The sequence below is a fragment of the Xylella fastidiosa genome, assembly GCF_011801475.1.
Classification (GTDB): Bacteria; Pseudomonadota; Gammaproteobacteria; order Xanthomonadales; family Xanthomonadaceae; genus Xylella; species Xylella fastidiosa.
Genome location: NZ_CP044352.1, coordinates 826497 through 840974, shown reverse-complemented (window position 1 = coordinate 840974; position 14478 = coordinate 826497). Strand labels below are relative to the sequence as shown.

The window sequence follows — 14478 nt, the reverse complement described above, 5'->3', positions numbered from 1 at the left end:
ACTACTCCTGGGCAAAATATAACGAAACCATCGACTGATCTGACGACGTCAGGTGCTCAAGACCGCATTAACCATGCTCAGCGTACCGATATCGCTACCAACACCTTGTAAGGCCACCCTCCGACAACATCGGATCCGTATCATTGCCAAATCGAAACATAGAGACCACAGTCTGACGGCACAGAAGGGGATGATCGTCTCAGATTCGCGCTGCTCACTGCACGCCGCCAAGATGGAATAAAATAGCCTTCACCTGCTGAAAATCGACCTGGGCAGCGACAAAAGCATCTCCCTGCTACGTGACGAGAAGCACTCGATCCGCTACATCGGCAACAATCAAGTGTAGGCGCTAATCAACATGCAGCCGCAAATGACGGCGTGCAACAGAATGGCAAGAAAAAGCAATATCTACGTGTGTTCCCCGCGGGGTATTTCATTGATATTCAACCTCTGTAGTTAAACGACTTGCGACACAAAGGAAAATCACAATTGATTGGAACAGGTTTAAATCACACCATCGCCACCGGCAGCACAATAACAACAAAGCGCCCAAGCGTCGCTCTAACCTGCCGCGAAAACGCTACACCAGTTTTGAATTCTGGAGGCTGCCCAAGAGGATGCTTGGCCGTCATTTCGACGAAGCCAGAATAGACGAAACTCATTTATATGCGATTACGTACTTACCTAAATAATATAAAAACCTCATTTTCAAACAGCGCAAAAGTTGCAGCGCCTGAGAATACGCTCTCATTAAAGAATGATACATCGGCGAAAGTCTACTCACCTCCAGGAAAGAGTGGCGCACACCAATTTTAATAATTGAAATCTTATTTTAAGAGTTACTCAACAATACTAATTTATTTGAGATCGTTAGAAACAACACCTAAAACAAAGGAGATTTTTATCAGCATTTTATTCGATTATTATCTGCGATATTGGAAATTCATGCCATTACTGTATCTACTCCTAAAATATTTAATTAGCCACAATAAATCGTCAGAAGAATAATTACCTCATGCTATTTATGAGTCAGAAAGAAAAAGTCCAAATGAACTCTAAAATAATGTAGAAAATAAGGTATGTAGAACACAATCTGCAATTCCAATCAACAAAAGCAATAAAAAGCGGCGCCCTTTGCAGAACGCCGCTATAAAATAAACACTAAAGACTCAAGCACCTAATACTGCTAAAAACAAAAGCCGTTAAGAGATTATAGGAGCACATAACCGCTAAAAGAACATACGCAAACCAACAGTATAGTTACGACCAGCCAACATGACATCGTCTTTAAGGAAGGAAGTATGAACACGAGCATCGCAGTTGGTGAGATTGTTACCATCGAAAAAGACCTCCCAGGCAATGTTATCCACATCAATATGGTAGGCCAAATGCGCATCTACCATGGTATATCCTGTGGTTGGAGTCTCGTTGACCGCTACTCTGTTCTGCTTCTCGTAGCGCTTAGCACCCAACGATGTACGCCAACCAACGTCCTCCCAACGTAGCTCCGCCCCGTAACGTGCTGGAACGATGCGTGGCAAATTGCCTCCATCTTTCAAACGACCACGAACCCCGTCACCAAACACACGTAGGTCCCAAGACCCACTCGTATTTTTAGCCAAGTGAAAGGTGGCCTCACCTTCAATTCCGTGAAAAATTGCATTAGCTTGCGACCACTGACGGACCGGCAAATCACGCTGTCCATCATCCCAAAACCAAGTACTCCCTGTATCGACTAAGTAAATGAAATTGCCATAGCGACTGTAATAGGTCGAAACTTTGGCATCACTCCAATCGTTACGGAATACCAACCCCAACTCAGCTTGGTTAGCCTTCTCCTTATTCAGGTCGGCACGACCAACTTCATAAGCAAGAGTCGCAATGTGCGGCCCCTTGGCAAACAGTTCCTCCTCCACCGGAGCACGCTCGGCATGATCCACGTTCAAAGTCAGCCGCCATTGCTTAGAGAGTGCTAAATCACCACTAAATGAAAAACTTCCTGGGTGATAATTCCGAGTAACGCCATTATCCGTATCGTATTTAACTTGATCACCACGCGCACCAAATTCTACTTGAAACAACCCAAAAGTGTTATGTGCCAATCCGAACACACCAATTGATTTGTTATTCGTCTTTGGTACAAATGACTCCTCACCAAGCGCCTGGAAAGTAGAGTCCCCTCCCTGCACACCAAACGCAGTCCGCCAGCCACCACCAAATGCAAAGGAGGCCTCGACTCGCCCCTCTGAAGCACGCTTACCGAAAGTAGTGCCGACCTCGTTTCCCTCAAACTCAATGTGATCATATTGAGTGTGACCTAGGCTGAAACGCAGGGCACTCGCCTCACCCCATGGATCAGTTAAACCAGCCTTCAAATCATAACGATCCTGATGCAATCGCAACCAACTACCGCGGTCACCCGCGATAGGATCACCAGGCTCACCCGGATTGCCATAGCTGTCATGAAAACGCGCGACCGACAGGCCAAAGAAACCAAAATCACCGCTGAACGAAGCACCCATCGAGCCTGATTTGGTGTCGATGAACGAGTTAACCTGCCGCCCCTTCGGGGTGTCATAGTCCTTTTCGTTACGGTACACGCCATCTGCATGGACCGATAGAGCACTCCCGTTACCAGCATCAATGCGGAACATGTTGTTATTACCATGTTTATCACCACCGTCTAAACGCATTTCAGCACGTCCGTTGAAACCACCTACGGGCGCTTCAGCAATACGTCCATCAACGATATTGACTACTCCACCGATCGCTCCTGAACCATATAGTAAAGTGGACGGGCCTTTCAACACCTCAATCTGATTAGCCAAAAATGGCTCGACCGCTGGCGAATGATCCTGGCTAACCGTAGACACGTCCTGAGAGGACAAACCATTATTGAGAACAGCAATGCGCGGACCATCCAGCCCGCGAATGATAGGGCGGCCCACACCAGGGCCAAAATTTGAGCTCTGCACACCAGGCAAGACGGCAACAGTCTCACCAAGACTACTAGCACGTACTTCATCCAACCTCTCGCCCGCCAACAGTGCAACCGGGCGACTCAAATCACTATAACTATCACGTAATGGAATAGCAGTAACAACCACTGCGTCCAGGTCCTTGAGGTGGCGCGTGACTTCTGTCGTTTTGAAATGACGTGAATCTGTGGGTGGCGGTCCAACGTCAGCCATAGCCAACGCTGGAGTGAGGAGTAAATTGTAAACAGCCAGAAAAAGAACAGTGCGGGGCAAAATACTGATATGGGTGACAAGCATATTAAATCCGTACAGTTAGTGAGCTACCAGTAATGGCGTTCTATGATTGATGGAAAGATGGATCTATGGTTTTAGAGATGTAATACTCTTGCCCAGCAAATAGGTAAGGTAATATTATATCATTCAAAACTCTTATGGTTATTGAAGAACATTAAAGCCATGCTAGGACACACATTCCGTCATCGACTAGATCACTTCGGTGCAACCGGTTCACTGCTATGCGCATTACACTGCGCGGTGCTACCACTGTTACTTGTCATCGCCCCGGCCTCTGGGTTCCTGCTATGGTTTGGAGATGGGGTTGAACAGGTGATCGTGATATCGGTGACCTTACTTGCTCTGTTCAGCCTAATACTCAGTTACTTCAAGCACCACGCTTGGCGCGCCATCAGCGTTTTATTGCCTGGACTAACGCTATTATGGTTGGGCCTACTATACGATCCACTACACCATGCCCCGACCCTGCATGCAGTGACGATGGCTATAGCCGGGACCTTGATTGGTATAGCACACTTGGTCAACCTACACCTTAATCATAGCCATATTGATAACACTTCCTCAAAACACTAAAACACAGTTGCCCTGCTCGGACAGATACCAGAGCAAATAGCATCATGATATAGTTGCCGCCCTTAGCAAGACTCCGTATTAACGCGGTGTTTAGCAACTTTCAGCTCTTTTCCGCTCTATCAGGAGTTAATAATATGGGTAAAGGTGACCGCAAAACCGCCAAGGGCAAGCGCTATAACGCCAGCTATGGGAATGCGCGTCCGCATAGTATAAGCAAAGCGTCGGTAGACGCAGCTGCTCCCCTTTCCAACAAGCGCGCGCCCAAAGCACAATCCCCTAGGACTGTTGTGAAGAAAACGGTTACCAAAGCCATCTGACCTGGCATGCAGTAAAAACCACTGCTTACAAAACCATTACCCTATCCAGTTAAGACTGTTTTACTATGCATCACCATAGGGTCTTTTTTTGTCGGTAATTCTTACCAAAGAGCATCATAGGATCCTACCAACCAGGATTGATAAAACCACAAAAATCCCGATCTCTTTACAGGCTAAGGCATTAGAAAGACTGCTAGACAGAGAAAGGCGCTGTGGATCTGGCCTATAGCCAGATCCATTACTCAGACAACAGATAAGCGCCTTATGGATGTCATTTTACTCAGATCAAATCCACACACCAAATGGACTCAATGACTGCCGTAATTGATCTCCTCCTTCGTCCATTTTCTTAGCATCCAGCCAAATTAATTTGGCTCTTCTCCATACAGAGCTTACATCTGTCCGCGCACGATGCGCGCGGACCCAACCTGATCAATATAAACCAACATTACTGGCAACCAAGAAAGGTTATTTATAACCACACCCTTCGTACACCCATACAATACACAGCACTACTGACTATATACAGTAAACAACTTCACACCTTAGAGAATACAAGCTTCCCTCCATCAACACCCACCTGCACAGTATCTCCACTGACGAACGCTCCAGCTAAGATCTGCTGCGCTAAGGCATTCTCCAGCTGAGATTGGATTGCTCTCTTCAGCGGGCGGGCACCATATACAGGATCAAATCCGACATTACCAAGCAATTCCAGCGCACGATCATCCAAATCTAGTTTCAACTCAGATTCAGCGAGACGCTTCTCTAGCCCCCGCAGTTGAATCCGCGCAATCTGCTTGATTTGCGCCTTGTCCAACGGGTGGAAAACAACAATATCATCCAACCTGTTAATGAATTCTGGGCGAAAATGCGCCTGCACCACCCCCATCACTGCCGCCTTCATTTGCGTATACACCTCCGGAGAATCGTCTCCACTGAGTTCTTGGATCTGATGTGAACCTAAGTTTGATGTCATCACAATAACGGTATTGCGAAAATCAACAGTACGGCCCTGACCATCAGTCAAGCGTCCATCATCAAGTACTTGCAGCAGAATATTGAACACATCACTATGCGCCTTCTCCACTTCATCCAAAAGAATCAGAGAGTAAGGCCGACGTCGCACCAATTCAGTAAGATAACCTCCTTCCTCATAACCCACATAGCCCGGAGGCGCACCAATCAGGCGCGCCACAGAATGTTTTTCCATGAACTCACTCATATCAATGCGGACCATTGCATCTTGACTGTCGAACAAAAATTCAGCCAGCGCCTTACATAACTCAGTCTTACCAACACCCGTCGGACCCAGAAAAAGGAACGAGCCGCTCGGTCGATTTGGATCAGACAAACCAGTACGCGAACGGCGCACCGCATCCGATACCACCTTGATCGCCTCATCTTGACCAACCACACGTCGACCTAGATCAGCTTCCATACGCAACAACTTATCGCGCTCGCCCTCAAGCATCTTGCTCACTGGAATACCAGTCCAACGACTGACTACCTCGGCAATCTCCTCAGCAGTCACTTTCTCCTGCACCAAAGTAAAATCGTGCTGTTCCGCCTGACTTGCTGCCACTAGCTGCTTCTCCAACGCGGGGAGTACACCATACTGAATCTCGCTCATCTTGGCGTAGTCCTGACGGCGCTGCGCGGCTTCCAAATCAAGCTTGGCCTGCTCGATTGACTCCTTGATCTTAGTCGCCCCCTGTAGCGCGGCTTTTTCTGATCTCCACACCTCCTCCAGATCGGAAAATTCACGGTCCAGAACCTCAATATCACGCTCAAGATCGACTAAACGCTGCTTGCTCGCCTCATCCTTTTCTTTCTTCAGCATCTCACGCTGAATTTTCAACTGAATCAACCGACGCTCCAAACGATCAAGCTCTTCCGGCTTGGAGTCAATTTCCATACGAATACGACTGGCAGCCTCATCCATCAAGTCAATCGCTTTATCTGGTAACTGACGATCAGTGATGTAGCGATTAGACAGCGTAGCCGCAGCAACAATAGCCGGATCAGTGATTTCCACACCGTGGTGCAACGCATACTTTTCCTTAAGTCCACGAAGAATTGCGATGGTATCCTCCACCGTCGGCTCCCCAACAAACACCTTCTGGAAACGGCGTTCCAACGCCGCATCCTTCTCAATGTACTTGCGATACTCATCCAACGTAGTCGCACCGATACAATGCAACTCACCACGTGCTAACGCCGGCTTGAGCATATTGCCAGCATCCATCGCACCCTCGGCTTTACCGGCACCAACCATGGTATGCAGCTCGTCAATGAACAAAATGACCCGCCCCTCATTCTTAGCGAGATCGTTAAGCACCCCCTTCAAGCGCTCCTCGAACTCACCACGAAACTTGGCCCCAGCAATCAACGCCCCCAAATCCAGCGAGAGCAGACGCTTACTGCGCAACCCTTCCGGAACCTCACCATTGACAATGCGCTGAGCCAGCCCTTCTACAATGGCAGTTTTACCCACACCCGGCTCACCAATCAGCACAGGATTATTTTTTGTACGCCGCTGCAATACCTGTATCGTGCGGCGAATTTCCTCATCACGACCAATCACCGGATCAAGCTTGCCACTCTCAGCCCTGGCAGTCAGATCAATCGTGTACTTTTCCAACGCTTGACGCTGCTCCTCCGCATTCTCAGTCTGGACAGTTTCACCACCACGCAATTTATCAATCGCAGCCTCAATCTTCTTTTTTTCCGCACCAGCAGCACGCAACGCCTGGCCCAGCCCCCCACTATCATCGACCACAGCCAACACGAACCACTCACTGGCCATAAACTGATCACCATGCTGCTGCGCTAACTTATCAGTCCGATGAAACAAACGACTCAATTCATTGCTGGGTGAGACATTAACCGTCTGACCACTCACTTTCGGCAATGCCTCAAGTATCTCGGTCAACCGCTCACGCAGCAATGGCACATTGACACCGGCCTGCACGAGCAACGGACGTGTACTCCCCCCCTGCTGATCAAGCAATACCGAAAAAACATGCACCGGCTCAATAATAGTATGGTCACGACCGACGGCCAGCGATTGCGCATCAGCCAACGCATTCTGGAAACGCGAAGTAAGCTTATCCATCCGCATAAAAAGCCCCAGTTAGGAAAGAGACCGGACACCTGCCGGCGACATCCAACAGATGCGGTTTAACAAGTCACTTTCAAGGACACGACCGATGACATGACCAAGTATGTGTTCATTTGAGAACACCCGATCGAACAGAGATACACAATCAACCCCACATCCCAGCGTATCTAAATACACAAAACTGATGAAACAGCACGCACGCCAACATGCTATTGAAGCTGAAACACAATATATTCATTGACTTAAAACAGAGAAAACCAATGACACCAAAACCCTCAGCACATCCCAAAAAACAAAAAATCACAAAAATAGATTAAATTGTCACATCAAAAAAGAGACATGAACCCGGGATATAAAACATTTACATACACTTAAAACAGCCAAAGACACTATAAAAACTATGCCAGAAGAACCAAACACACAATCCGGATTCCGCGTCACTGAACTCAAGGATTTCCTATTAACTACTGAACAAACATCGCTGATTCAAAAAATGATGAGATAACCCCTCACCCAACGATCACCATCTCGAAATCAGCCTTACCAATACCGCAATCAGGGCAAACCCACTCCTCAGACACATCCTCCCATCGCGTCCCTGCAGCGATTCCCTCCTCCGGAAACCCCTCCTCCTCACGGTACAAAAAGCCGCAAACGGTACACCTCCAGGTACGCCACATCATTGTGGAAGTTTCAAGCATAGGATCATTCCAAGAACATATTGATAAGACCACTGACATTGTCACACTGCATCCTCTACTTCGGAACCCCATCATGCCCCAGCCTCGCGGCATCTACCTAATTACTCCTGATGAAACTGACACTGCACGACTTATCGCACACACCGCACCATTACTGAATGGCATCGTTTGGCTGCAATACCGCAACAAACTAGCCAATACCGCATTACGCACAGAACAAGCACAGGCACTACTAGCCCTATGCCGTCCAACCGGCATCCCCTTACTCATCAACGACGACTTGGAATTAGCACAAACCATTGGCGCAGATGGTGTCCACCTGGGCATGCATGACAGCAACGCCAGCATTGCGCGAGCACAATTAGGACCGCACGCCATCATAGGCGTCTCCTGCTACAACCAAATTGAACGTGCGAAACAAGCAATCAAAGCCGGTGCCAGCTACGTAGGCTTCGGTGCGTTCTATCCGAGTCATACCAAAACCACCCCATACCGCGCCACACCAGAACTGCTACGCCAAACTACCCATTTGGGTGTACCACGCGTGGCCATCGGCGGACTGACGCCAAAGAATATTGCTCCCATCATCGAAGCCGGTGCAGAGCTACTCGCAGTGATCAGCGGAATCTACTCTGCAAAAAACCCAATCACTGCACTGAAAGCATATCAATCCCAATTCAACATCTGAACAAACCATCCAGCCACACACATTCACCGTCAACGTAACCAACCACTCCATCACATCAATTTTTGTTGATGTACCAACACACCCTCGCCTCACTGACCAACCCAGATCCCAATTCTGCTTACAAAATCACCAACCTTCCGTAATCAGAAAAAATAAAAGCGATAAACATGACACCGAACTTCTAGTACCCGAAGCAGATATAGCGATAGCCCTTAAACCTGCAAAAGATGCGCACGACATCATGACGGCACTGACACATCTTTCGATCATATGCTTAAAGTCTAATAGGAATATAAAACACCGTCACGACGAGAATGAAGCAAAAATAAAGCGCAAACCAGTGCCCCCTTCACCTACTTGGTTCATGCATGTCATGCATGTGTAGACCCTATGCCAATGACCGAAGCGCTTGAGTCAAATCACATCATTAACAATCGTAGACAGCGGGATAACGCGTGACGGTCAGCACTTGCAGATTCATAGAACTGACGTTGCCACCTTACCTAAACGAAAGAGCATTCTATTTGCACACAGTAAACCGCTGTGATCCTCAGATGCTTATTACCATGACGAGTTAACCAGTAAAACGAATATTGGAACACTCACCCGTCCTGCCGACCTAAAAACACAATGTCCACACGCCTTCGTAAACACAAATGAACATTCTAAGAATCACATTAAAAATGCTGTCATGATTGGACAAACAACGCCTCCAAGATAGTTCGCAAATAGCAGCCATTTGGATAGAGACACAACCCAATGGCGCAATAAAGTTTCACTTTAAAACCTGTGTCTCCCATTCCAAATCTCATACTTCAGTGCTTGCGAAACACGCTTGCATCCCTTAGAACCTCATAATCCAGACCCCCTCCACACACACGATCCCGTGAAACTCACCGACCTCTCCAACCCCGCGTTCTTAGAAAATCCCTATCCACTGTATGAAACCCTACGCGCACAGGCACCCTTCGTGAGCATCGGACCGAATGCACTGATGACGGGACGCTACAGCCTAGTCGACTCCCTGCTCCACAACAGGAACATGGGAAAAAAATACATAGAGAGCATACGATTACGGTACGGAGACACCGCTGCTGATATGCCATTGTTTCAAGCATTTAGCCGGATGTTTATAACGATCAACCCGCCTGCACATACACATCTACGTGGCTTGGTAATGCAAGCGTTCACCGGGCGAGAGAGTGAATCAATGCGCCCCCTTGCGATCGATACGGCGCACCAATTGATTGACAACTTTGAACAGAAACCATCCGTTGATCTTGTTGCTGAATTTGCCTTTCCCTTTCCCATGCAGATCATTTGCAAAATGATGGATGTGGATATTGGAGATGCCGTCACCCTGGGTATGGCGGTGAGCAAAATTGCCAAGGTACTCGACCCTTCGCCAATGTCGGCCGATGAATTAGTACACGCAAGCACTGCCTACGAAGAGCTTGCGCAATACTTTACGAAGTTGATTGAGCTACGCCGCACCCATCCTGGAACTGACTTAATTTCCATGTTTCTGCGTGCTGAGGAAGATGGCGAGAAACTAACCCATGATGAAATCGTCTCCAATGTGATTATGTTATTAATCGCCGGTTACGAAACCACATCCAATATGATTGGCAATGCATTGATTGCGTTGCATCGCCATCCAGAGCAACTCGCACTGCTCAAGAGTGATCTGTCACTGATGCCACAAGCGGTATCGGAATGCTTACGTTACGACGGGTCGGTACAGTTCACGATGCGCGCGGCGATGGATGATATAGAGGTTGAAGGCGAGTTGGTCCCTCGCGGCACAGTAGTATTTTTGATGCTTGGTGCTGCCAACCGTGATCCGGCACAATTCACTCATCCCGACCAGCTGGATATTACTCGTAAGCAAGGACGCCTCCAGTCATTCGGTGCAGGCATTCATCATTGTCTTGGCTATCGGCTTGCGCTGATTGAACTGGAATGTGCATTAACTACGTTGTTTGAACGCCTACCACATTTAAGGCTCGCTCATCTGGATGCATTGAACTGGAACCAACGGAGCAACCTGCGGGGCGTCAATACATTGATTGTGGATTTGCATGCAAAAAACTAGAGACACCACATACAAAAGTGATGCACATCATTAAACCTTATTAAACTGCCACCACACGCTAGTATCATGTCATTGCAACTTTATTAAACGATGAGATCAACACTTAATTTTTAATCGTTATAGATAACAACTGATGATTCAATTAGTGAGGCTATCACGTATTACAGCTCTTTCTTATTTATTAGAGAAGTTCCGCAAAATACGCTTAGACCTTCAACCTATCCAGGCCACACTGCGATGGCACACTTGACAATCTGATTGTATTGCTCACCAAGCCTCTTACAGAAGAGTCATATGAAAACCTCTGAATCATTTTTTGTAAACATGAATGGTTTCCTATTGATTGATCGTCGACTAAACAGCAACAAGCTCACCTGAAATCTAAGGGAGATTCCAAGCGCAGATCACATCACAAATCTTTTCAATTTATGACACGATATAAGCCGCATAAAATACCAATGCAGCTAGTACCTACACAGATCATAAAATTTTTAGTCCATAAACCAGACACCGTAAAACGATGTGATGACTCCTTCAGATTTAGTCCGATGAGACATGAACAACCATAATATCCCCATCATTTCTCGCATGTGGCAAACAGATCATGTGGACGCTCATATAGCGCTGTCTTGACCTGCATCAACCCCAACACCGATGAGAATAGATTGTCATGGTCAGCATACTGACGGGCACGTTGGTGCACACAGTTCAAGTCTATCTGACGTGACTGAACGAACTGCTTCGAGAACCATATCACCATCGGCACCCGTGTCTGCTCAACAGGCGCAATTGCGTATGGCATACCATGCAAATAAAGTCCCTTTTCACCAAGAGATTCACCGTGATCGGATAAATAAATCATCGCTGTGTCGTAGTCGGACATATCACGCAGCATCCCAATCGTCCGGACAAGAAAGTGGTCGGTATAAAGCAAACTATTATCGTAAGCAGCAACGATCTGCTCACGGCTGCAACTCCCCAGGTTAGGAGTCTCACACGTCGGATTAAATTGACGGAACGCAACTGGATAACGCTGGAAATAACTGGGACCGTGGCTACCAAGCTGATGAAGCACCACCACCCGATCCCCCGACTTACTGCGTACCTGCGACACGAAATCCTTCAGTAGAATTTCATCCATACAGCGACCACTACTAGTGCACAGCGTGGGATCTTTAGCATCATCTAACTGCTGCAACTCCAATCCATCACATACCCCCTTACAGCCAGACTGGTTATCGCGCCACAACGTACTGATTCGGGCACGCTCAAGCACATGTAATAGCGACTGATGCCCACGAATTTTACGTTCGTCATAATTGCGACGACCATACGGTGAAAACATGCATGGCACCGAAACTTCAGTATTAGTTCCACACGAGTGCATATCTTGGAAATTGATAACGTCGTTCTGAGCCAATTGCGGAGTTGTCTGACGGACGTAGCCATTCAGCCCCCAATTCTGTGCCCTGGCAGTTTCACCAACTACGATTACTAACAAACGCGGACGACTACTTGGTACACGTGGGGTAGCCACCGCATCTTCACCAATCGGCAACTTGGGAGCGCGCTTCAAAACCGAATCATTGCTCAACATCTTGCGCAACGCCATGATGTAATTGATGGGCGTGGCTAAATGACGCACCTCACGATCATTACGTATCAACGCCGACAATTTTTGGAATGACAGCATCGCACCACTGGCACCAACCACAATAACTATCAGCAAAAACAACATGCGTAGGCCAAGCGCACGAGACCAAGGTCGCTGGCGAAACCGTAGCCGCCACAACACCGCAATTGGTACCGCCGCATAGAACAGCAACGGCAAAATTAGCGCTGAAGTTATCAGCTCCCGAGACTCTTTATGATCGGTATTGAACACATTACGCAGCATGTCCGCGTCCAGGTAGACGCTGTAGCTATTCATGTAATGCGTAGCAAACGCCGTAATCACGAATAACAAAGTCAACAATGGCTTTGCACTCCACCGCCACACCACCAAACCCAACAGCAACGCATGTACCGTCACCAACAACGCTAAAAGCGAAAGGACAAAACCGATACTTCCTGAGACGGTACTCATCGCACTTCGCCAGAACATCGTATTGCAAGCAAGTGCAAAGAACAGGCTAGTACAGAGCACTACACTCTCAGTAGAAACTTCCGGGCGCACACGCCAGTTAAACTCACTCATCCGACGCCGTAACACAAGAACAAATGTTGAAAAACTCATGTCATTGCCCTTTGTTGCGCAGAGACTACCCTTACTGCGGGAGAAACAAAAAAGAGGTAGAAAAAGCCCAAAGCAACCAACCAACAGATGGTCAGTGACCATAGATCATGGGAAAGAAAATGTGCACCACGCAACTGCTGTGAAATACCAAAAATAAGACCAGCAACCAAACCGATCATTAAACCTAACCAGCGCCAAGCCGGACACACCCCCCACGCTGCAAAATACAGGCACACCCAAGCATAACCTGCACTGGCATGGCCTGCAGGAAAGCAGCCTGACGCCTTCAAACCATGGCGACTCTCAAACAAACCAATGAATGGAAATCCACCGCCATAACGCACCAAATCCCAAGGACAATCCATACCAGTAAGACGTTTTACCAATGAAATAAGACTAGTAGACAGTACCAACGTCACGACGACATACAAAGACGCACGCAAATAACGACACCCTGCCAGCCCTCCCCGACACCTCACTAACATACCTGCCAATAAGCACAACCCAGCAACGATACTAAGCCACTTACCAACACGATGAATAAGATACTCGGTGATCCAATGCTGCTTAAGCAACCACTGTCCACCTTCGAGACGGTACAACAAGTCAGCTAGCGACTGATCGCCTGCTAACCCCATCAACAGACCGGATAACAACATCACCCCAACTAACGGCAACCAAAGATGAAAAAATAGAAACTTACGGACCTGGATACACGCAGCCTGGTTGATGCGTATGGACAAAATCGAATTCATGTAAGTCAATGCCTATATAGACACAATATATAAATGTTGGGTATCACGTATAAAAGAATGCCACTTAAAGAAGATTAAAATTAGAAAAAATGTGAATCTCAATGATAACCGCCACAACAACATAGGCAACCTGACAGCGATACAAATAGACTACACACATTGTCTCTTGATTGAAGAATGTGCAGATTAATTACGGCCCTTCTCTAAGATTGCATCTAAAAATAACACATAAAGAATTTTCAAATCAGCAAATGCGACAAAGCAACCTGGAAGCTAATGAAATGAAAGCGACTCACATTCAAGCATAAAAAATAATCGCTCACTGTTATCAGCCAGAATAGTCACCGCGTTGTACGAATAACTATCGGATAGCACATCAAGAGCACACGACCTATCCACTATTTTTTCGAGGATTTAATGACCAATGACACTATCTAACGGGACTTAATCTAACTCTATTACCCTAACACTCTAAGTCACTGAGCTTGCATAAACTAACGCTCACACTTAAACACATACACCAACTCGAAACGCTTGGCACAACAAACAGGGCAAAAAATTGGATACTCCCAGCACATGTTCCAATCGTAGATTGGCGGCTACCGAACTCAATAACTAATCCAACTCCCTATTAACAACAATTCGCACTTCTCGAACATCAACGAATAATATAAACATCATTATATTTACGGAGAGAGTCAAGTGCATCAACCCCAA

The 14478-nt window shown here is 47.2% G+C and carries 10 protein-coding genes; 4 read left to right on the top strand and 6 right to left on the bottom strand.

Translation table 11 applies throughout. The features are described 5' to 3' along the window. Positions 1 to 509 precede the first annotated feature (509 nt). Positions 510 to 662, bottom strand: coding sequence for a hypothetical protein (locus F7G16_RS03570; protein WP_155115079.1), 153 nt, complete (start codon positions 660 to 662; stop codon positions 510 to 512). A gap of 567 nt (positions 663 to 1229) precedes the next feature. Then, entirely contained in the window at positions 1230 to 3275 is a 2046-nt protein-coding gene (locus F7G16_RS03565; protein ID WP_038233157.1) for a TonB-dependent receptor, read from the bottom strand. A 159-nt stretch (positions 3276 to 3434) separates the two neighbouring features. On the opposite strand from F7G16_RS03565, the gene F7G16_RS03560 reads away from it, so the two are divergent. Both F7G16_RS03560 and F7G16_RS03555 read left to right on the top strand, forming a co-directional pair. Continuing rightward, entirely contained in the window at positions 3435 to 3845 is a 411-nt protein-coding gene (locus tag F7G16_RS03560; protein ID WP_004089891.1) for a MerC domain-containing protein, read from the top strand. Between the two features lie 134 nt (positions 3846 to 3979). Next, positions 3980 to 4162, top strand: coding sequence for a 30S ribosomal protein THX (locus F7G16_RS03555; protein ID WP_004086643.1), 183 nt, complete (start codon positions 3980 to 3982; stop codon positions 4160 to 4162). A gap of 538 nt (positions 4163 to 4700) precedes the next feature. Here the strand turns inward: F7G16_RS03555 and clpB are convergent. Further along, a complete protein-coding gene (gene clpB / locus F7G16_RS03550; RefSeq protein WP_011098208.1) occupies positions 4701 to 7286 on the bottom strand; it encodes an ATP-dependent chaperone ClpB in 2586 nt (861 codons plus the stop codon). A gap of 509 nt (positions 7287 to 7795) precedes the next feature. Continuing rightward, positions 7796 to 8026: a rubredoxin gene (locus tag F7G16_RS03545; RefSeq protein WP_071869604.1), complete on the bottom strand. Its 231-nt coding sequence runs from the start codon at positions 8024 to 8026 to the stop codon at positions 7796 to 7798. Positions 8027 to 8060: 34 nt separating this feature from the next. Between F7G16_RS03545 and thiE the strand changes: the two genes are divergently transcribed. Together thiE and F7G16_RS03535 are read left to right on the top strand one after the other, a co-directional pair. Then, a complete protein-coding gene (gene thiE / locus F7G16_RS03540; protein WP_004089901.1) occupies positions 8061 to 8675 on the top strand; it encodes a thiamine phosphate synthase in 615 nt (204 codons plus the stop codon). 886 nt (positions 8676 to 9561) lie between these two features. Further along, on the top strand, positions 9562 to 10770 hold the full coding sequence (locus tag F7G16_RS03535) for a cytochrome P450 (protein ID WP_011098211.1): 1209 nt from the start codon (positions 9562 to 9564) through the stop codon (positions 10768 to 10770). Positions 10771 to 11347: 577 nt separating this feature from the next. Here the strand turns inward: F7G16_RS03535 and F7G16_RS03530 are convergent. Beyond that, positions 11348 to 13006, bottom strand: a complete 1659-nt coding sequence (locus tag F7G16_RS03530; protein WP_004089903.1) for a phosphoethanolamine transferase — start codon at positions 13004 to 13006, stop codon at positions 11348 to 11350. Beyond that, positions 13003 to 13761, bottom strand: a complete 759-nt coding sequence (locus tag F7G16_RS03525; protein ID WP_004089904.1) for a phosphatase PAP2 family protein — start codon at positions 13759 to 13761, stop codon at positions 13003 to 13005. The genes F7G16_RS03530 and F7G16_RS03525 overlap by 4 nt, the downstream gene beginning before the upstream one ends. Between the last annotated feature and the right edge of the window lie 717 nt (positions 13762 to 14478).